We start from the raw sequence: 19,632 nt of genomic DNA on the forward strand, positions 1-19,632 counted from the left end.
TGACAGCGCCTATGAGAAGGCGACATTCCGCTGTGGTCCGGCACACGCTCGACAGGAGGCAATGCCGGCATTTCCAGAACCCATTACATGCCATGATTTTCCGGGCGTCAAGCAAACATGCTGCATTGCGAAAACGGATTTCCGGCATTTTCTATCTATTGACGCGGTTTGAGCGAAAGACGTTCCCGCAGGATAAGATCAACATTGCGCGATCGCGCCAAGGCCGCCAAGATGGCGGGATGAATGGGCAGCGGAGGAGACGACCTTGGAACGGAGAGCGGAAGCGGATGCACAGGTCATCATCGAAAAACGGGGAGGGGCCGGCATCATTCGCCTCAATCGCCCGAAGGCCATCAACAGCCTGACATTGCCGATGGTGCGCGACCTGTTTCAGGCGCTTCAGCGTTTCGAGGACGATCCCGATGTTTCCTGCGTGGTACTGACGGGAGAGGGCGACAGGGGGCTTTGCGCCGGGGGCGATGTGCGCATCATTCACGATCTCGGCAAGGCGGGCGACCCGCAGGTGCTTGATTTCTGGCGGGAAGAATTTCCGCTTAATTATCGCATCGCTCGCTTCGCCAAGCCCTATATCGCCCTTATGGACGGTATCGTCATGGGCGGCGGCGTCGGCATTTCAGCCCATGGCAGCCACCGCATCGTCACCGAACGCACAAAACTCGCCATGCCGGAAACCGGAATCGGGTACTTTCCTGACGTCGGCGGCTCCTGGCTACTGCCACGCGCACCGGGCGAATGCGGCACCTGGCTGGGAATGACGGGCAACGCCGTCACTGCCGCCGATGCCATCTATGCCGGTTTTGCCGATTATAGTGTTCCTTCGGACCGTCTCGACGGTCTGGTCCAAGACCTGTCCAAGGCCGCAGATGTGGACAGCATCGAGGCGGCGATCATGGCGCACGCAGTCGAGGCCGATGAAGGCGTTTTATCCATCAATCGGGATATCATCGACGCGACATTCCGTTTCGACACGGTCGAGGAGATTTTCGCCGCCCTTTCGGCGCGTGCGGATGCGTTTTCGCGCGAGACCCTCGAGGTCCTGCAAAAACGCTCGCCCACCAGTCTGAAACTGACCCTGAAGCTGCTGCGTCTCGGCCGCGAAAGCGCGAGCCTCATCGAATGCCTGGAGCGGGAATTCGCCGCCGGCACGGAAATATTGCGCCAGCATGATTTTTACGAGGGCGTGCGCGCGGCGCTGGTCGACAAGGACCGTAATCCCCTCTGGCAGCCGGCGCGGCTGGATGAGGTGCGGGAGGAGGACATTGCGCCTTATTTTGTCGCGCATTCCGGCAATCTGTTTCCCGATCATCGTCTTTAAACCGACGCAAAAGAAATCCGGCTTCTTGACGTATATGAAATGATCGCCTCTGAAGTCGATGCTTTTTGGGCTAAATTTCCAGTGAGTGCACCCGGAAAGCATGACTGTTTCTCGCCCCTGTTGCCTTCGCCCGCTATGTTGAGCGTCATTCGAATTGCCGGGGGTATTCATGAAACGTCTTCTCATCATCGGTAGCGCTATTGCTGCTCTCTTGGCAGGTGCGGCGCAGGCGCAATCGCCGACGACCATCCTCAACGCGTCCTATGATATTGCTCGCGAAATTTTTGCGGCTGAGAATGAGGCGTTCATCAAGCAGCATCCGGGCGTAACTGTCGACCAGTCGCATGCCGGCACCTCCAAGCAGGCCCGCGCCATCGTCGAGGGGCTGGAGGCAGACGTTGTCACTTTCAACCAGGTGACCGACGTCGATTTTCTGGTGAAGCAGGGCTTTGTTTCCGCCGACTGGAAGAAGGATTTCCCGAACGATGCGTCGCCGTTCTATTCCTTCCCGTCCTTCCTCGTGCGCGCCGGCAATCCCAAGGGCATAAAGGACTGGGACGACCTTGCCCGCGACGACGTAAAGATCGTTTTCCCCAACCCCAAGACTTCGGGCAACGCCCGTTACACCTATCTCGCCGCCACAGCTTACGCCAAGGAGAAGTTTAATGGCGACGACGCGAAGGTTCAGGCATTCGTCAAGAAAATCTTCGACAATACGCCGGTGTTCGACACCGGAGGCCGCGCCGCCACCACCACCTTCGTTGAGCGTGAAATCGGTGACGTGCTGATCACCTTCGAGGCAGAAACCCGCGGCATCGCCAAGCAATATGGTGCAGACAAGGTGGAAGGCGTCGTGCCCTCCGTGAGCCTGCTGGCCGAATTCCCGGTGGCCGTGGTGGACAAGGTGGTCGACAAGCGCGGCTCGCGTGATCTGGCGAAAAACTATCTCGATTTCCTCTATACCGAGGAAGGTCAGCGCATCGCCGCCGAATTTGGCCACCGCGTCCACAATGAAAAGGTTGTCGGCGAATTCAAGGACAAGTTCCCGGCCGTTCGCCTTGTCAACGTCGATGACGTCTTCGGCGGTTGGGACAAAATCCAGAAAGAGCATTTTGCATCCGGTGCGACGCTTGATACGCTTTATGGCAGCCGTTAATCACAGCGATACACAACAGGTAAAAGACCCGGCGGGAAACTGCCGGGTCGCTTTTTGATGAATTGGGGGCGGGGTTTGAAGCGGAATGTTCTGCCGGGGCTGAAATTATCCCTTGGCGTCACCCTGACTTATGTCGCCATCATCGTGCTCCTGCCGCTCTCGGCGCTGGTGTTCAAGGCGGCAAGCCTCGGCCCTGCCGAATATTGGTCGATCATCTCTTCACCGCGCGCGGTCGCAAGTTATCGTGTTACCGTGCTTAGTGCCTTGGCCGCCACGCTCTTCAACGTCGTTTTCGGGCTGGCGCTCGCCTGGGTGTTGACGCGTTACCGTTTCCCCGGCTGGCGCATTGTCGACGCAATCGTCGATCTGCCGTTTGCACTTCCCACCGCCGTTGCCGGCATTGCGCTGACGACACTGTTCGCAGGCAATGGCTGGTTCGGCTCGGTACTTGCGCAATTCGGCGTCAAGGTGGCCTACACGCCGCTGGGCATCATGGTGGCGATGGCCTTTACCAGCCTTCCCTTCATCGTGCGCACCGTGCAGCCGGTGCTCGAAGACCTCGATCCGGCGCTTGAGGAGGCGGCGCAGTCGCTCGGTGGTTCCGATTTTGAAATCTTCCGCAAGATCATCCTGCCGCTGTTGACGCCGGCATTGCTGGCCGGTCTGTCGCTGTCCTTCGCCCGCAGCCTCGGCGAATTCGGGGCGATCATCTTCATCGCCGGCAATCAGCCGTTCTCGACGGAAATCACGGCGCTGCTGATCTTCATCCGGCTGGAGGAATATGATTATCAGGCTGCCGCCGCCATCGCTTCCGTGCTGCTCATCACCGCCTTCGTGATGCTGGCGGTGACCAATTATCTGCAGGCGCGCGCGCTTCGTTATACGGTGAGGGGCTGAGAGATGAGCGCCGTTTCTTCACATCGCAAGCCGCCGCGTGTCGGTGACGCGCCTCTCGTTCGCCGCAGCCTGATCGGTTTCGTGCTGGTCATCGGCGCGCTGCTGGTCGTGGCGCCGCTTATCGTCATCGGCATCGAAGCCTTTTCGCAGGGCTGGAAGGCCTATACGGCCACCATCACCCATCCCGATACCCGCCACGCCATCATGCTGACGGTGCTGACGGCGCTGATCGCAGTGCCCGTCAACACGGCCTTCGGGGTTGCGGCCGCATGGTCGATCACCAAGTTCGATTTCCCCGGTCGACGCTTCCTGCTGGTGTTGATCGAAATACCCTTCTCCATCTCGCCGATTGTCGCCGGTGTCGCCTATCTTTTCGTTTACGGCCTGCAGGGGCTTTTCGGTCCGTTTCTCGATGCGCATGACATCAAGATACTGTTTGCGCTGCCCGGCATCGTCATCGCCTCGATGTTCGTCACGGCCCCTTTCGTGGCGCGGGAACTCATCCCGCTGATGCAGGCCCAGGGCCGCGATCTGGAAGAGGCGGCAACCTCGCTTGGCGCATCCGGCTGGCGCACTTTCTTTTCGGTTACCTTGCCGAATATCAAATGGGCGCTGCTTTATGGCGTCGTGCTGTGCAACGCCCGCGTGATGGGCGAGTTCGGCGCGGTATCGGTCGTATCGGGCAATATTCGCGGCCAGACCAATACGCTGCCGCTGCATATCGAGCTGCTCTATCACGATTATCAAGCCGCCGGCGCTTTTGCCTCGGCCTCCATCCTCGCCTTGCTTGCAGTAGTCACGATCATCGCCAAGGTGGCGCTGGAACGGCGCGGCGCCGGGCGCAGGGCCAAGAAGACCAACGGCGATGCCGCCATCGCCACGGAGACCTGATTCCCATGAAAATCCGCCTCGAAAATGTGGTGAAGACCTTCGATACTTTCCGCGCCGTGCGCGATGTTTCGCTGGATATCGAAAGCGGTGAACTTCTGGCGCTGCTCGGTCCCTCAGGCTCCGGCAAGACCACGATTTTGCGCATGGTCGCCGGTCTCGAATATGGCGATGGCGGCCGAATCTTTTTCGGCGACGAGGACGCCACCAATATTCCGGTGCGTGATCGGGGCGTCGGTTTCGTGTTCCAGCATTACGCGCTCTTCCCGCATATGACCCTGCATCAAAACATCGCTTTCGGCATGAAGGTCTCGAAGGTGAAGCGGGACAAGGCGGCGATCGACGCCCGCGTCGAGGAACTTTTGCGGCTGGTGAAGCTCGATGGCCTGGGGGACCGTTTCCCGGCGCAGATTTCCGGCGGGCAGCGGCAGCGTGTGGCGCTGGCGCGTGCGCTTTCGGTCGATCCGAAGGTGCTTCTGCTCGATGAGCCTTTCGGGGCGCTGGACGCCAATGTGCGACGGGATCTTCGCCGCTGGCTGCGCGAAATTCACGATGCGCTGGGCATCACCACGATTTTCGTGACGCATGACCAGGAAGAGGCGCTCGATCTCGCCGACCGTGTCGTCATTCTCAATCAGGGCGAGATCGTGCAGCAGGGTACGCCGAAAGAGGTCTGCCGCCAGCCGAACAGCGCCTTCGTCATGCGCTTTCTGGGCGATGCCAACCGGGTCTCCGGCGTGGCGCGCGGCGGCAAGGTCTATGTCGGCGATAACGAGCTGCCTTTCTCCTATGCCCAAGGCGACGGCGCGGTGGACATCTATGCTCGCCCCGGCGATCTCGAATGGGAAGATTTGCATGATGGCATTCCGGCCTCTGTGGCGCGGGTTCTCGACCGCGCGGGCGAGCGTCGGGTGATCGCCAGCACCGATGGCGGCGACCTTCTCGAGTTCGACGTGCCGCCGGAAAACGATGTCGCCGCCGGAGACCGCGGTTCCGTCATCATCCGCCGGGCGAAGATTTTCCCGGCGGCGTGAGCCGCGATCAACCCAGAAGCTCGAAGGCGCTTTCCGCCACAAGCTTGCCGTTGATCATCAGGTCGACCCTGTGGATGCCCGGATAGTGTTTGCGGGTCGTGAAATCGCGTATGGCGCGGCTGATCGACAACGCGCACGTCTCGTCAGGCTGAAGCTCGATTTCTTTCCACTTGAAGACTTTCGCCGAGGCGTCGCCGCTCTTCTTCACGTAATGCACGGCGTAGTCGATCACCAGTTTCTGCGGGCGTTTCGCCGCTGAGGTGAAAGAGGCTGAAATCCGCACCGGATTGCCGAGCGCAACCTTGTCCGGCGTAACCTGAAATGCCGCAAGGGAAATTTCCGCTTCCTCATGCGCGCCGAGATGGGCAAGGGCGGCGGCGTCGCCCTTCTTGATCAAGGTGCGTAGGGCCTGCCGTGTAATCCAGCGCGTATGCGGATTGTCCTTCGGCCATGCATCGATGAGCGCCAGCACGAAAGCGGGATTGTCCTTGGTGATGTCGTTCAGATGATTGGCGACGGATTTGCGCACATAAAGCGCCTCGTCGGCTTTCATGGCCTCAAGGATCGCGGTGACCGGCGAAGGATCGTCGATGAGAGGCTTGAGCTGGAACGACCATGGCAGGCGCGGCCGGCAGCCCTCGCTCGCCAGCCGCCGCACATGTTCGTTCTCGTGCCGTGACCACGTTTCCATCACGGCAAGGGTGGCGCCTAAGTCCTTCTGCAGAAAATGACGGATAGCGAATTCCGAGGAGCCGAAGCGAGTGAAATAATGCAGCGCTTCCATGGAAAGATCAAAATCATCGAGACCGTAGAGCGCCACATATTCCGGTAACGAAATGGATGCGAAGCCATTGCCGATGCCGGGGGCTGCGGCGGTCAGGATTTCGATGTTGCGGGCATAGTCGCCGGGAAGCGTGGCGTGCAGGCTCGTCGCCACCTGCCGCATGCGTTGCATGATGCCAAGCGCTTCAAGGTTTTCGGTGGCGAGCGCCATGAAGGCGGAAACGTCGAAGGCCGGATGAACCGCCTTGGTCTGATCGGCGATATGCCGCAATTTTTCGTGGTTGAAGATTTCCTTCAGTGCCGGTGCCGCCGTGTCGTTCATAGTGCCCCCAAAGTTCACTTTTTGTTCTTTTAGGGGATGGTGAAGTGTGAGGCAAGATAAGGCTGAGCGATTTTCAGACAGACTGCGTGGTTGCAGCTCGCTTCTTCTCCCCGTCCGGGAAGAAGGTCGCGGCAGCGGGATGAGAGGGCAAGGGTAGCGATAAGTCGCGATCTTGCCCCCTCATCCGACCCTCGGGCCACCTTCTCCCGGCGGGGAGAAGAAATTTTGGAACACTCAGCTCATCTGGCTGACGAATTTGGTCTCCAGATAGGCCAGAACCGCCTCCGAGCCGCCTTCCGTGCCGTAACCGGAATCCTTGATGCCGCCGAAGGGGACTTCCGGAAGCGCAAGGCCGTTATGGTTGATGGTCAGCATGCCGGCTTCGACCTGCTGGCCGAGCGCATGTGCGGTCTTGACCGAGCCGGTAAAGGCATAGGATGCAAGACCGAAGGGCAGGCGGTTCGCCTCAGTGATGGCGTCATCGAAGCTCGAGAAGCGATTGATGATCGCAACCGGGCCGAAGGGTTCGTCATTCATGATTTTGGCGGTGGTCGGCACATTGGCGAGAACCGTAGGCTCGAAGAAATTGCCCTTGTTGCCGATGCGGCGACCGCCGGTCTTCAATTCGCCGCCATGGGAAACGGCGTCGTTGATGAGGCCTTCCAGTGCCGGAATGCGGCGCTCATTGGCAAGCGGGCCCATGATGACGCCATCTTCGAGACCATTGCCGACCTTGATGGCCTTTGTCGCTTCCACGAAACCCTCAAGGAATCGGTCCGCCACGCCATCCTGAACGAGGAAGCGGGTGGGGGCGACGCAGACCTGGCCGGCATTGCGGAATTTCGCAAGTGAGGTGACCTCTATCGCCTTGTCGATATCGGCATCGTCAAAGATCATGACGGGCGCATGGCCGCCAAGCTCCATCGTGGCGCGCTTCATGTGCTTGCCTGCCAGCGCCGCCAGATGTTTGCCGACGGGGGTGGAGCCCGTGAAGGAAATCTTGCGGATGACCGGATGCGGGATCAGATATTCCGAAATTTCAGAGGGAACGCCGTAAACGAGGCCGATGACGCCAGCCGGGACACCCGCATCCACGAAAGCGCGGATGAGTTCGGCCGGCGATGCCGGTGTTTCCTCCGGTGCCTTGACGATGATGGAGCAGCCGGTGGCAAGCGCTGCGGACAGCTTGCGGACGATCTGGTTGATCGGGAAGTTCCAAGGCGTGAATGCCGCCACAGGGCCGACCGGCAACTTGATGGCAAGCTGCGAAACGCCGGTTGCACGCGCGGGAATGACCTGGCCATAGGTGCGGCGGGCTTCTTCCGCGAACCAGTCGATGGTATCGGCGGCGCCCATGATTTCGGTGGCGGATTGCGCCAGCGGCTTACCCTGCTCGCGGGTCATGATGTAGGCGATTTTGTCCTTGCGCTCGCGCAGGATATCGGCCGCCTTGCGCATGATCTTCGAACGCTCGTAGGGGGAGGTGTCGCGCCACAGCTTGAAACCGCGCTCGGCAGCGGCCAGCGCCAGATCGAGGTCTTCCTTCTCGGCATGGGCAATCGCGCCGATGATCTCGTCGGTTGCCGGATCGGACACGGCGATCGTCTTTCCGGAAACGGCGTCTCGCCATTCGCCATCAATGAGAAGTTTGATGTCGGGATAGGTGTGCATTGGGCTACCTTCATGATGCGGACGATACGGCGGATGCCGTCCGGCCCGGAGACGTGAACAGAATTTTCCTGGCCGGAGGATATCCGGCATCGCGGCTTTCGCTGCGCGGAATATGTGTCTGGATATTTCCGACGGGGCTCGTGGAATTGCCGGAAACGACAGCCTTTATATTAAGGTCCGGGCGACGTGTTTCAACCGTGCACACCGGCAATCGGCACGATTTTTCCGCGGTGGAGAATCTGTCATCCCTCTTTCCCCGGCGCGCAGACGGGGCGCCGCGTATCCCGCTGCCTCAGACGAATCAGATGAGGTGCGCGGTGAGGGAAAGGTTCTCGACACAATTCGGCCTTTGCCCAACCGGGTGAATTATCGGGAGGGTCTCCGCAGTCTGCCACTTGCGTCATATCGGGGCGTGTGGCCCGAAAAATTACAATAAGGTGAAAAAATTATCCAAAGGGTTTACTCAAAACCTAGAGAAAATACGGATAAAATCTCAGTGAGGATATAACACTGATTCCTGATATATATTACTGGCACCGGTTCACTTGAACTTCAAAGGTTGGCGAAAACCCTCGACCTGAACGTTATCGATGGAGAAAAAGCATGAGTTTCGCCCGGGTACTTCTCAGTGCGTTCTTGTCGCTCGCGTGGCTTTCCTGCGCCGAAGCCGGCGAAATTGCCAAACCGCAAGGAAAACCGATATTAACCATATCCGGAAACATCACCAATACGAATGCCGAAGGCGCTGCGGTGTTTGATCGTGACATGCTGGAAGCGCTTGGCATGGACACAGTGGAAACAATGACACCCTGGCATGATGGCCGGGTCCGTTTCGATGGTGTTTCGCTGGCAAAATTGATGGATCTCGTCGGCGCAAAGGGCACCAGCGTCACGGCAGTCGCTCTCAACGACTATGTCAGCACGATACCTATTGAAGATTTTAAGAAATTTAACGTTATCCTGGCGATCAAGCTGGATGGCAATTACATGACAGTTCGCGAAAAAGGCCCGTTGTTCGTCATCTATCCCTATGACAGCGATCCGGAGCTGCAGAAGCAGACATACTACTCGCGATCAGCATGGCAAGTTGCCAAACTGATAGTGGAATAAAGGTGCCGTTTGCGAAAACTTGTGGCGGTGATCATCTGTTGCTTCGTCCTGGCAACGGGCTATATCGCTTTCGTCATTGCCGAGCGGCAGACTGCTCTGCAGAAATTCGCCCGCTACAATGATTCCTGGGCCGTCAGCCAGACGGTTGCAGAATATCTGCGTCTCCAGAACAAGCTGGCCGTATTCGCCCTTGACCCCGGCAAGATTGATCGGGACGAACTGCAGTTGCGTCTGGATATTATGCTGAGCCGTCTGGAGCTTCTGAAACAGGGAAATCTGGGCGCCTTCATCAATGAGAAACAGCAGTGGCGGGATCTCGTAACCCATCTTGATGCGGTTCTGGTCCATCTTGAGCAGCGGATGAGCGATCTCAATCCGGCCGAGGTTCCGGATATTCTTTCCGCGATGAGCGCGCTCGACGCGCCGATGACGACGCTCGCCTCGTCTTCCGTCGCTTTTGACGTCAACCTTATCGACACCGCCCATGAGGATGTGCGCAAGCTGCATATCGTTTATACGGCGCTGGCCGGCGGCCTTATACTGTGTGGTATCGCGCTTGTCATATTGCTGCTCCGCCAAAACGATCTCCTGAACCGGGCGCAGAAAAGCATGCGTGGTCTGACGGACGATCTGCGTGCCGCCACGCTGGAATTGCAGGCCAAGAATGTCCGGCTCGAACATGACGCCTATCACGACGCGCTGACGGGACTGCCGAACCGCGCGCTTTTCCGGCGGGAGTTGATCGAGAGATTGCGTCGATCCTTCGGCGGGACTGGAACGACAGCCATCCTTCTGCTCGATCTGGACGGGTTCAAGGACGTCAACGATACGCTCGGCCATGACGCTGGCGATGCCCTGCTTCAGGCCGTGGCGCAGCGCCTGTCCGGCATCGGAGGCGATTATGATATGGTCTGCCGTCTGGGCGGTGACGAATTCGCCGTCGTCTCCGACGATCTGAACGAGGATGCCGCCCGCCGCATCGCCAACAGGCTTATCGACCAGATCAGCCGCACCTACCAGCTTGGCGAGCAGGAGGTCAAAATCGGCACCTGCATCGGCATCGCCATATCGCACGGCGCCGTCGACGCGGATGAATTGTTCAAGCGCGCGGATCTGGCGCTTTATGAGGCGAAAGCCATCGGCCCCGGCCGGGCGAGTGTCTTCAAGGTCCGCATGCAGAAGCAGCTGACCGAGAAAAAGTCCTTCGAGGCTGACTTGCAGACCGCGCTGCAGAACGACGAGATGGAAGTCTATTACCAGCCGCAGGTGGCGACGCAGACACGCAAGCTTTGCGGCTTCGAGGCGCTGCTGCGATGGAAACATCCGGTGCGGGGCGATGTGCCGCCCAGCGTGTTCATTCCCGTTGCGGAAAGAACCGGCCTCATCCATTCGCTCGGAAAATGGGTGATGGAAACCGCCTGCCGCGAGGCGATGGGCTGGGACGAGGACATGAAAGTGGCGGTCAATCTGTCGCCAGTCCAGTTCCACAGCACCAGCCTCATCCAGAACGTCATGGGCGCGCTTGAGAAAAGCGGGCTGGAAGCCAGCCGGCTCGAACTTGAAATCACTGAATCGATCCTGCTCAACAAGAGCGACCAGACGATCAACACGCTTTCACGGCTGAAAGCCGTCGGCATCCAGATCGCCATGGATGATTTCGGGACAGGTTATTCATCGCTCGCCAATCTGCGCGGCGTGCCTTTCGACAAGATCAAGATCGACCGCTCGTTCCTGCGCGATATCACCAGCGACCGCGACGCGCTGGCGATCGTGGAATTCGTGGTCGGCGTCGGCCGCAGTCTGCGGATGACGACGATTGCGGAAGGTATCGAGACGGAAGAGCAATATGAATGTGTCAGGCGTCTGGGTTGCGATCAGGTTCAGGGATATCTGATCAGCAGACCGTTGCCGGCCAAGGAGCTTGTGGCCTGGAGTTCCGTCTGAGGCGCGCCTGTTTTGGCGGCGACCGTATCTTGGATTTTTTACCACGTCATAGTGTTGCTTGCGAAAACCGATACCGGTTGCCGCAACGATGCTGTAGAGCATTCCCGGTCGATATGGGATCATTGCGGCAAAGCGGCCGAGTTTTGCGAAAAGGCTTGAGACATGGAAATACTGGACGTGCATGGAATTGCCCTTCCTCTCTCTTCCGATGAGGTGTCGCCGGTCATCTGGCAGGCGCTGACCGACGGCAGCTATGAGGCGAAAGAGGCCCGCAGCGTCCTGAAAGCCATCAAGCCCGGCGATCGGGTGCTGGAGCTCGGCTCCGGTATTGGGATCATCACCTCGATCATTGCCGGCATCGAGGATGTTTCCGTCTGGGCCTTCGAGGCCAACCCCTCCACCGCGGCGCTGGCAGAGCGGGTGATCAAGGCCAATTGCCGCGGCAATGTCGTGTTTTCGCAGGGGCTTCTCACCGCCGATGAGCCGAGCTCCTATCCTTTTTACGTCCGCAGGGATCTCTGGATGTCGTCCATGGACGAAAATCAGGGTCCCTATGAAAAGCGCATCGAAATTTCCTCCGCCAATATCGACGAATTTATCGCCAGCCGGGGCATCACCGCGCTCGTTATGGATATCGAGGGTGCGGAACGCGATCTGCTCGGCAGGGCCGACCTCTCCGGTGTGGAGCGGATATTCGTGGAACTGCACGACCATCTTTACGGTCTTGCCGGAGTTCGCGATATCATGCAGGCGCTGACCGCGAAGGGATATGCCTATGATCCCCGGGGCTCACGTGGGCCCTGCGTCCTGTTCTCGAAGGACGAAAGCCCGAGGGAATACGATCCCGAGGTGGACTGAGACCGCGCCGAATTCACGGAACCGTCCGCCTGTCCTCTCCGTTCTCACATTTGCATGAGGGCGCGGAGCGGGTCGATGCGCGTATCGTAATCGGTACGCCACGATAATTTCATAAACAGCAATTCATTCCCAATTATTGTTGCAATTGTAGCAACCGTTATCCTGCGTCATCATCCCTCCATCAAACCGGCGCACAAAAGGATGCACCGGAGATGCCAACGCAACCGAAGGAGTAACGATCATGGGCTTTGTTAAGACGACAGACGGAACCGAAATCTTCTACAAGGACTGGGGCCCGAAGGACGCCCAGCCGATCATGTTCCACCATGGCTGGCCGCTCAGTTCAGATGACTGGGATGCGCAGATGCTGTTTTTCCTCTCCAAGGGTTTTCGCGTCGTCGCCCATGACCGCCGTGGCCATGGCCGTTCCGCCCAGGTTGCTGACGGTCATGACATGGACCACTATGCCGCCGACGCCTTTGCCGTCGTGGAGGCGCTCGATCTGAAGAACGCCGTCCATATCGGCCATTCCACCGGCGGCGGCGAAGTGGCCCGTTATGTCGCAAAACATGGCGAACCCGCCGGCCGCGTCGCCAAGGCGGTTCTCGTTTCCGCCGTGCCGCCGCTGATGCTCAAGACCGAGGCCAATCCGGAAGGCCTGCCGATGGAAGTATTTGACGGCTTCCGCTCTGCGCTTGCCGCAAACCGCGCCCAGTTCTTCCGTGACGTACCGGCCGGCCCGTTCTATGGCTTCAACCGCGATGGCGCGACCGTGCATGAAGGTGTTATCCAGAACTGGTGGCGTCAGGGCATGATGGGCGGCGCGAAGGCCCATTATGACGGGATCAAGGCCTTCTCGGAAACCGACCAGACCGAAGACCTGAAGAATATCAGCGTTCCGACGCTGGTTCTGCACGGTGAAGACGATCAGATCGTGCCGATCGCCGACTCGGCTCACAAGTCGGTGAAGCTTCTGAAAAACGGCACGCTGAAGACCTATCCCGGCTTCTCGCACGGCATGCTGACCGTCAACGCCGACGTGCTGAATGCCGACCTGCTGGCCTTCATTAAGGGCTGATACTTTTCCGACATCAGAATGCGGCCGATCACTCGGCCGCATTTCTATTTGGGCAAGGTGAGATGGCCCCGCCAGGCGGTGCGATAGGAAGTCAGCTCCGGGAAATCCCCCGCCGTGAAATGACGCTCTCGACCGGCACCCGGCTTGATACCGGTGAGCAGCGCAGCACCCGCACTGGTCCCCGTTGAGCCTTCCATGGCAATGACGTCGGTTGTGGCAAAAGCGGCGAGTGCCTTCAAATAGAGCGTGTTTCCGGCGAAGGGTCCTTCGACGACAATCGGCCCCCTTCGCTCGACGAGCGAAAGGCAGAATTCCGTCATCAGGGCGAGATAGAGCGAGGCAGTCGCATGTCGCTCCGCCCCCGTTGCATCGCTATCGGCGATCCAGCGTGCCGCGTTTTCCGGAAAGGGGCCGGAGCCGCTGACGACGCTCGGCAGCAGCATCATTCCTTTTTCGATAACCCCGCCGAGCGCGGCGTCAATCTCGTCGATTGTCTCTGCTCCGAATTGCTGCGCCAGCATCTCATATTCCCTGCCACCCATGAAGCGGGAGGAAGGAACGGGTCGCCCGAGGGCATCGACATTCAAAAGCGTATCGCGGCTGGGATCCAGCGCATCCGCCTTCCCGCCAATGGCGAAATTCACCACCCAGGTGCCGGTTGAGACGACGGAAAAATCGCCGTCGCGGCGAAGTAGATGCGGCAGGAGCGACGCGTTGGAATCGTGGATGCCGCAATAGACCGGCATATCAGGTGACAGCCCGGTTTCCTGCGCCAGCAATGGGCGGATCGTGCCCAGCACATCGAAAGCGGAGCGGACAGGCGCCATCAAATGCTCGATGCCGAGACGCTCGACCAGCGATGAAAAGCTCTTCAAGCGTGGGTTCCATAGGTCCGTGTGGCAACCAAGCGAGGTGGTTTCGGTTGCCTGAATGCCCGTCAGTCGTCCTGCCCAATATTGCGGGTAAGTAACGATGTCGCGCACCCTGGCGAACTCGTCCGGAAAGGTGGTTTTCTGGAAATGGATTTGTGCGCCGAGGTTCAGTCCCGCAGGAAGCTGCGGCGAGCCAGTCTCTACGAAATCGGGCCTGATCTCGCGATAGGCCTCCTGAACGGGTTCGGGGTAGACATGCTCGTAATCGAGCACGGGCATGGCGAGGTCGCCGTTTCCATCGAGAAGTGCTGCTGAAGCGCCATGGGTGGTGATGGAAATCGCATCAAAACCCGGCTCGTGGCCAAACCGTTGAAGCGCGGCAAGAATGAAGTGCCAGAGCATCTCCACATCGTAGTGCGGGTAGGGGCCTTCGCGAAGAACGGGATTCGTCCGCTTCTCGCCGGCAATTTCCTCGCCGCTGCCGGTGTCGATGACGACCACCTTGGCATTGGTCTTGCCGATATCGATGACCGCGACCCGGTTCGGTTTGGTGCTGTCGCTCATGGCAGATGGAACACCGTCACCAGGTCTATTGCAACGGGCGAATTGTCGGGATTGCTCTCCATGATGTCGGCCATATGCGCCCACCATTTCTTCATCACGGGGTGGTCGGGCAAGGCCGCCATGCCGTGGTTTTTCGGGCGCGTCAGCACGCCGAACAGAATGTTGGTTTCCGGGTCGAGATGGATGGAGTAGTCGCGGACCCCCGCCTCGTGCAGCAGCGCCACCAGCTCCGGCCATATCTGGTCGTGGCGCTTTTTATATTCGGCCTCTTTTCCGGCAAAGAGTTTCATCTTGAAGGCGTGTTTTTCGAGTTCCGGCATGGCTTAATTTCTCATGGCTCGAAGGCGTCGGACGACGATGGGGATGGCGATGGTGATGATGAGCAGCAGGCCGACGAAGATCGACATGACGATGCCGGGCACGTTCAGAAGCCCCAGCCCGAAAGTGACGAGGCCCATGACGAAGGCGGCGATGACGACGCCCGCAATGGTGCCGGAACCGCCGAGGATAGACACGCCACCCAGCACCACCATGGTCACCACCTCAAGCTCCCACCCCTGAGCGATTGACGGGCGGGTGGAACCGAGCCGCGAGGTGAGGCAGACGGCGGCGATGCCGCTCATCAGGCCGGTCAGGAGGAAGAGGATGAACTTCACGCGCTCGACGGGAATGCCGGAAAAGCGCGCGGCGAAGGGATTGGTGCCGATGACATAGACCTGCCGGCCGAAATTGGTGGCGTGCAGCAGAATGGCGAAGAGGACGGCCATGACGATGAACAGCACGAATTCGAAGGAGATCACCCAGAACACGTAGCCCTGACCGAAATAGGCGAAATCCGCCGGATATTTGCCATAGGCCTGATCACCCAGCACCATATAGGAAATGCCGCGAAACAGGCTCATGGTGCCGATGGTGACGACGATGGAGGGCAGCTTGAGCCCCGCGACCAGAAAGCCGTTGAAAGCCCCGCACAATAGCCCGGTGCCGATGCCGATGGCGACGAGGCCTGATGTGCCGACCCCCATCTGCACCGCCGCACCCATGGCGGTGGAAGTAAGCGCGATGATGGCGGCGACTGACAGGTCGATTTCACCGGCGATGATCAGAAGCGCCATGGCAAAGGCGATGATCGCCTTTTCAGTGAAGTTGAAGGTCGCGTCGGAGAGATTCCAGGCGTTGAGGAAATAGGGCGAGGCGAGCGAATTGGCGATGAAGATGAGGATCGCGACACCAAGCAGCAACACTTCCCAGCTGGCCATGATACGGCTGAGCGGCGTGCCGAGTTTGTCGGGAATGACGCGCGGTGCCTGTGACGGTTGGGAATTCGTGCTCATGCGGATGCTTCCTTGCCATGGTCTGCTGCGGCCCGGTCGCGCAGGATGATACGGCCTTTTCTGGCTTCGGCGCGGGCATTGAAGACGACGGCGAGCACGATGACCACGCCTGATATCGCCATTTGCGCGAAGGGTGAAATGCCGATGACGGGCAGCGCGTTCTTGATGACGCCGAGGAACAGCGCGCCGAGCACAGCACCCGCCACCGAGCCGATGCCGCCCGCAATCGAGATGCCGCCGATGACGTTGGCTGCCACGCTGTCCAGCTCGAAGCCGGCGGCGATATCCACATAAGCAACGGCGTAGCGCGACACCCAGAGATAGCTGGCAAGACCGGCGAGCGCCCCCGACAGGACGAAGGCGAAGAAGCGGGTGCGGCCGACATCGATGCCCGCATAGACCGCAGCACCCGGATTGCCGCCGGAGGCGTAGGCGGAACGGCCGAAGGAGCTGCGTGTCAGCACCAGCCAGGCTCCGGCGATGATGAGAATGGCCACCCAGGACAGAACCGGCATGCCGAGGACCATCGTGCGCGGCACATTGAGGAAGGTCGGCGAAAACTGATGCGCATTCACCCAGCCGCCGCCCGACAGCACGAAAGCCATGCCGCGATAGATGGTGAGCGTGCCGAGCGTCACGACAATAGGCGGAATGCCAAGCCACCAGACGAGTATGCCGTTGATGGAACCCAGAAACGCGCCGATGCCGACCGCCATGACAATGAGTAGCGGCAGGGGAATACCCGGAAAGGCGGCATTGGTCATCGCCACCGCCATGCCGGTGAAGGCGAGATTGGCGGCGACGGAGAGGTCTATGGATTTGGTGAGAATGACCGCCATCTGGCCAAGCGCCAGGATGATGAGGATCGACGTATCATTGAAAATATTGACGAGATTGCCGGGCCGGCCGAAGCCGGGCGCGCGCAGGGCAAAGCCCGCAATCATGACGATGATGATGCCCGCCAGCAGCCATTCGCGATTTTTGAGTAGACGTTGCATGTTCTTGGCCCCTCTCAGGCATTGCCGGTGGCGGCGCGCACCAGCTTTTCCGGAGAAAAATCGGCGCGGTCGAACTGGCCCGCCATCAGGCCTTCGCGCATGACGATGGCGCGGTCGGACATGCCGAGGATTTCGGGAAGTTCGGATGAAATCATGATGATGGACAGGCCTTCGGCGGCAAGCTCGCTGATGAAGCCATGCACGGCGGCCTTGGAGCCGATATCGATGCCCTTGGTCGGTTCATCGAGTATGATGACCTTCGGCTGGGTGGCGAGCCACTTGCCGATCACCACCTTCTGTTGGTTGCCGCCCGAAAGCGTGCCAACAGGCACCGAAAGCGCGGTGGCGCGCAGATCAAGCCGCGCGGCATATTTGCGCGCCAGCGCGAATTCATTGGCGGCGGCCAGAAACCCCTTGCGCGAGGTGCGGGTGAGAGAGGGCAGCGACATGTTCTGATAGATCGGCATATCGAGCGCCAGCCCGTGGCGGCCGCGCTCTTCCGGCACATAAACGATGCCGGCGCGTATCGCATCTTCCGGCGAGCGGATGGTGAGCGGCTGGCCGTTCAGCATTACCTCTCCCGAAGCCGGGCGGGTGATGCCGAACAGCGACTGGCAGAGTTCAGAGCGCCCGGCGCCGATCAGCCCGTAAAGACCGAGAATTTCACCCTTGCGCAGATTGAGCGAAATATCGCGGAATTCCGTCTGGTGCGAATAGTCGCGAACTGACAAAACAGTTGACCCCAGCGTGACGGTCTGTTTGGGAAAGGCATTCGTCACGTCGCGGCCAACCATCAACCGCACGATTTCATCTTGCGGGGTGGTGGCAAGCGTGCCAGCGCCGACCATTTTTCCGTCGCGGAACACGGCATAATTCTCGGCGATCTCATAGACTTCATCGAACTTGTGGCTGATGAAGAGGATCGCCTTGCCCTGCCGCTTGAGGTTCTCGACGATGCGGAAGAGATCGTCGATTTCCTTGCGGGAAAGGGCGGCCGTCGGTTCGTCCATGATGACGATGCGCGCCTCGACCGAAAGCGCGCGGGCGATGGCGACCAGATGGCGCTGGGCGATGGACAGGTCCTTCAGCCGGATCGTCGGATCGATGGTGCTTTCCAGTTGTTCCAGCAGGGTTCTGGCGCGCGTGTTGATGGTCTTCCAGTCGATCAGACCGAAACGACCTTTCGGCGCATGGCCGAGGAAGATGTTCTCGCCGACGGAAAGCTCGTCGAACAGCACGGTTTCCTGATGAATGGCGGTGACGCCGGCATCGATGGCGTCCTGTGCGCTGTGAAAATGGACGGGCTGGCCATCGAGAAGGATTTCGCCTTCGTTCGGGCGATAGATGCCAGTAAGGATTTTGACGAGCGTGGATTTACCCGCACCGTTCTCGCCGATCAGCGCGGTGACCTTGCCGGGGTATAGCGCGATATCGACGCCATCAAGCGCTTTCACGCCGGGGAATATCTGGCTGATGCCGCGCATTTCCAGAATGGGAACGGCGCTGGAAGCCTCTGAGATGTTTATGGTTTGGGTTTCAGCACGCATCATTCCGTCTTACCGGTCTGTTTTGATGAAGCCGCGAGGGGCACCCCCCTCTGCCCTGCCGGGCATCTCCCCCTCAAGGGGGAGATCGGCAAGCGGATAGCACCCTGCCTTATGGATCGAGCGGGTGCGGCACATCGATCTCCCCCCTTGAGGGGGAGATGCCCGGCAGGGCAGAGGGGGGTGCCCTCCACGCACTGCCGTCACTTCTCAAGATCAGAAAATCTTCGAGAACTGATCGATATTCTTCGCGTCATAAACAAACGGATCGGCCATGGCCGCTTCGCTGTTTTCGCCAACCTTGATCTTGCCCATGCGACCTGCCTCGATTTCCGAGCCCGGTTTGCCATCGGTTTCGCCCTTCACCAGGCGATAGGCGATCTGGGTGGCGGAATAACCGAGGTCGATCGGGTTCCAGATCGCGAATTCCTTGGTCGCGCCCGACTTGATGGCACCGGCCATTTCAGACGGCAGACCAAGGCCCGTCACGAAGACCTGACCGATCTTGCCCGCATCCTTGACGGCCTGCGAAGCGGCGAGAACGCCGACCGTCGTCGGAGCGACGATGACCTTAACGTTCGGTTGCGAGGAGAGCAGTCCCTGCGCTTCGCGATAGCTCTTGTCGGCGAGGTCGTCACCGTAGACCGTGGTGACGAGGTTGAGGCCGGGAAAGTCCTTCAGCTGCTTTTTCATCTCGTCGATCCAGATATTCTGGTTCGTGGAGGTGGTGGTGGCCGAAAGAATGGCGAAATCGCCCTTGCCGCCTTCGAGATGTGCCGCGGCGAGCTGCAGGCACATCTTGCCGATCAGCGCGTTGGAGGACGGGTTGAGCTGGAGAATGCGGCCTTCAGGCGCCACGCCTGAATCCCAGGAAATGACTTTGATACCGCGCTGCGCGGCCTTCTTCAGCGCCGGAACCACGGCGTCCGGGTCATTGGCGGAAATGGCGATGGCGTCCACACCCTGCGCGATCAGCGAATTGATCACTTCGATCTGGCCTTCCGCCGTGGTGCTGGTCGGGCCTGTATAGATGATCTGCACGCCGCCAAGGTCTTTCGCGGCCTCTTCGGCACCCTTGTTGGCGGCTTCGAAAAAGCCGTTGCCGAGCGATTTGACCACCAGTGCGATCTTGACGTCGGCTGCCTGGGCAACGCCGCCAAGACCCGCAACGGATAGCGCCGCGCTAAGTGCCAGGACGCTCGTCAATGTTCTGCGTGTAAGTTTCATGTTCCTTTTCCTCCCG

The 19,632-nt window shown here is 59.6% G+C and carries 17 protein-coding genes; 9 read left to right on the forward strand and 8 right to left on the reverse strand.

The features are described from left to right. The first annotated feature begins 265 nt into the window (after positions 1-265). The 5 genes from PL597_RS00850 (at position 266) to PL597_RS00870 (ending at position 5,311) form a co-directional block, all read left to right on the forward strand. A complete protein-coding gene (locus PL597_RS00850; protein WP_271364406.1) occupies positions 266-1,336 on the forward strand; it encodes an enoyl-CoA hydratase/isomerase family protein in 1,071 nt (356 codons plus the stop codon). A gap of 169 nt (positions 1,337-1,505) precedes the next feature. Continuing rightward, positions 1,506-2,492, forward strand: coding sequence for a thiosulfate ABC transporter substrate-binding protein CysP (gene cysP, locus PL597_RS00855; RefSeq protein ID WP_142912019.1), 987 nt, complete (start codon positions 1,506-1,508; stop codon positions 2,490-2,492). Between the two features lie 57 nt (positions 2,493-2,549). Continuing rightward, entirely contained in the window at positions 2,550-3,389 is an 840-nt protein-coding gene (gene cysT, locus PL597_RS00860) for a sulfate ABC transporter permease subunit CysT (RefSeq protein ID WP_077985140.1), read from the forward strand. Positions 3,390-3,392: 3 nt separating this feature from the next. Next, positions 3,393-4,280 (forward strand): sulfate ABC transporter permease subunit CysW, encoded by an 888-nt coding sequence (gene cysW, locus PL597_RS00865; RefSeq protein WP_271364407.1) that lies wholly within the window; start codon positions 3,393-3,395, stop codon positions 4,278-4,280. A 5-nt stretch (positions 4,281-4,285) separates the two neighbouring features. Next, the gene (locus PL597_RS00870) at positions 4,286-5,311 is read left to right on the forward strand and encodes a sulfate/molybdate ABC transporter ATP-binding protein (RefSeq protein WP_137411506.1); all 1,026 of its coding nucleotides are present in this window, start codon (positions 4,286-4,288) and stop codon (positions 5,309-5,311) included. A 7-nt stretch (positions 5,312-5,318) separates the two neighbouring features. Here the strand turns inward: PL597_RS00870 and PL597_RS00875 are convergent, their stop codons facing one another. Both PL597_RS00875 and PL597_RS00880 read right to left on the reverse strand, forming a co-directional pair. Then, positions 5,319-6,416, reverse strand: a complete 1,098-nt coding sequence (locus tag PL597_RS00875) for a DNA alkylation repair protein (protein ID WP_269823493.1) — start codon at positions 6,414-6,416, stop codon at positions 5,319-5,321. A gap of 234 nt (positions 6,417-6,650) precedes the next feature. Then, positions 6,651-8,087 carry an NAD-dependent succinate-semialdehyde dehydrogenase gene (locus PL597_RS00880; protein WP_271364408.1) on the reverse strand — a complete coding sequence of 479 codons (1,437 nt, stop codon included), beginning with the start codon at positions 8,085-8,087 and terminating at the stop codon, positions 6,651-6,653. Between the two features lie 603 nt (positions 8,088-8,690). On the opposite strand from PL597_RS00880, the gene PL597_RS00885 reads away from it, so the two are divergent. From PL597_RS00885 to PL597_RS00900, 4 genes are all read left to right on the forward strand, one after another. Continuing rightward, positions 8,691-9,197: a molybdopterin-dependent oxidoreductase gene (locus tag PL597_RS00885; protein WP_137411509.1), complete on the forward strand. Its 507-nt coding sequence runs from the start codon at positions 8,691-8,693 to the stop codon at positions 9,195-9,197. Between the two features lie 21 nt (positions 9,198-9,218). Further along, positions 9,219-11,141, forward strand: coding sequence for a putative bifunctional diguanylate cyclase/phosphodiesterase (locus PL597_RS00890; RefSeq protein WP_269823494.1), 1,923 nt, complete (start codon positions 9,219-9,221; stop codon positions 11,139-11,141). A 162-nt stretch (positions 11,142-11,303) separates the two neighbouring features. Next, a complete protein-coding gene (locus PL597_RS00895) occupies positions 11,304-11,999 on the forward strand; it encodes an FkbM family methyltransferase (RefSeq protein WP_077985134.1) in 696 nt (231 codons plus the stop codon). 241 nt (positions 12,000-12,240) lie between these two features. Then, complete coding sequence (locus tag PL597_RS00900) at positions 12,241-13,077, forward strand: alpha/beta fold hydrolase (protein ID WP_077985133.1); 837 nt, start codon at positions 12,241-12,243, stop codon at positions 13,075-13,077. A 44-nt stretch (positions 13,078-13,121) separates the two neighbouring features. Here PL597_RS00900 and PL597_RS00905 read toward each other — a convergent pair whose 3' ends face one another. From PL597_RS00905 to rhaS, 6 genes are all read right to left on the reverse strand, one after another. After that, positions 13,122-14,513 carry an FGGY-family carbohydrate kinase gene (locus tag PL597_RS00905; RefSeq protein WP_271364409.1) on the reverse strand — a complete coding sequence of 464 codons (1,392 nt, stop codon included), beginning with the start codon at positions 14,511-14,513 and terminating at the stop codon, positions 13,122-13,124. Continuing rightward, complete coding sequence (gene rhaM, locus PL597_RS00910) at positions 14,510-14,833, reverse strand: L-rhamnose mutarotase (RefSeq protein WP_269833727.1); 324 nt, start codon at positions 14,831-14,833, stop codon at positions 14,510-14,512. Before rhaM ends, PL597_RS00905 begins: the two co-directional genes overlap by 4 nt. Before the next feature lie 3 nt (positions 14,834-14,836). Beyond that, entirely contained in the window at positions 14,837-15,847 is a 1,011-nt protein-coding gene (locus PL597_RS00915) for an ABC transporter permease (RefSeq protein WP_269826425.1), read from the reverse strand. Beyond that, a complete protein-coding gene (locus PL597_RS00920; RefSeq protein WP_269826426.1) occupies positions 15,844-16,845 on the reverse strand; it encodes an ABC transporter permease in 1,002 nt (333 codons plus the stop codon). The genes PL597_RS00915 and PL597_RS00920 overlap by 4 nt, the downstream gene beginning before the upstream one ends. 14 nt (positions 16,846-16,859) lie before the next feature. After that, entirely contained in the window at positions 16,860-18,395 is a 1,536-nt protein-coding gene (locus PL597_RS00925; RefSeq protein WP_271364410.1) for a sugar ABC transporter ATP-binding protein, read from the reverse strand. A 210-nt stretch (positions 18,396-18,605) separates the two neighbouring features. Continuing rightward, complete coding sequence (gene rhaS / locus PL597_RS00930; RefSeq protein WP_271364411.1) at positions 18,606-19,616, reverse strand: rhamnose ABC transporter substrate-binding protein; 1,011 nt, start codon at positions 19,614-19,616, stop codon at positions 18,606-18,608. Positions 19,617-19,632 lie beyond the last annotated feature (16 nt).

Origin of the sequence: Agrobacterium sp. ST15.13.013, from assembly GCF_027956525.1 — a bacterium.
GTDB classification, from domain to species: Bacteria; Pseudomonadota; Alphaproteobacteria; order Rhizobiales; family Rhizobiaceae; genus Agrobacterium; species Agrobacterium salinitolerans.

Excerpts from the sequence above, each read along its gene's own strand:
- cysP (WP_142912019.1), top strand. The coding sequence starts at position 1,506 with ATGAAACGTCTTCTCATCATCGGTAGCGCTATTGCTGCTCTCTTGGCA.
- cysT (WP_077985140.1), top strand. The coding sequence starts at position 2,550 with ATGAATTGGGGGCGGGGTTTGAAGCGGAATGTTCTGCCGGGGCTGAAA.
- cysW (WP_271364407.1), top strand. The coding sequence starts at position 3,393 with ATGAGCGCCGTTTCTTCACATCGCAAGCCGCCGCGTGTCGGTGACGCG.
- PL597_RS00870 (WP_137411506.1), top strand. The coding sequence starts at position 4,286 with ATGAAAATCCGCCTCGAAAATGTGGTGAAGACCTTCGATACTTTCCGC.
- PL597_RS00875 (WP_269823493.1), bottom strand. The coding sequence starts at position 6,416 with ATGAACGACACGGCGGCACCGGCACTGAAGGAAATCTTCAACCACGAA.
- PL597_RS00880 (WP_271364408.1), bottom strand. The coding sequence starts at position 8,087 with ATGCACACCTATCCCGACATCAAACTTCTCATTGATGGCGAATGGCGA.
- PL597_RS00885 (WP_137411509.1), top strand. The coding sequence starts at position 8,691 with ATGAGTTTCGCCCGGGTACTTCTCAGTGCGTTCTTGTCGCTCGCGTGG.
- PL597_RS00895 (WP_077985134.1), top strand. The coding sequence starts at position 11,304 with ATGGAAATACTGGACGTGCATGGAATTGCCCTTCCTCTCTCTTCCGAT.
- PL597_RS00900 (WP_077985133.1), top strand. The coding sequence starts at position 12,241 with ATGGGCTTTGTTAAGACGACAGACGGAACCGAAATCTTCTACAAGGAC.
- PL597_RS00905 (WP_271364409.1), bottom strand. The coding sequence starts at position 14,513 with ATGAGCGACAGCACCAAACCGAACCGGGTCGCGGTCATCGATATCGGC.
- rhaM (WP_269833727.1), bottom strand. The coding sequence starts at position 14,833 with ATGCCGGAACTCGAAAAACACGCCTTCAAGATGAAACTCTTTGCCGGA.
- PL597_RS00915 (WP_269826425.1), bottom strand. The coding sequence starts at position 15,847 with ATGAGCACGAATTCCCAACCGTCACAGGCACCGCGCGTCATTCCCGAC.
- PL597_RS00920 (WP_269826426.1), bottom strand. The coding sequence starts at position 16,845 with ATGCAACGTCTACTCAAAAATCGCGAATGGCTGCTGGCGGGCATCATC.
- PL597_RS00925 (WP_271364410.1), bottom strand. The coding sequence starts at position 18,395 with ATGATGCGTGCTGAAACCCAAACCATAAACATCTCAGAGGCTTCCAGC.
- rhaS (WP_271364411.1), bottom strand. The coding sequence starts at position 19,616 with ATGAAACTTACACGCAGAACATTGACGAGCGTCCTGGCACTTAGCGCG.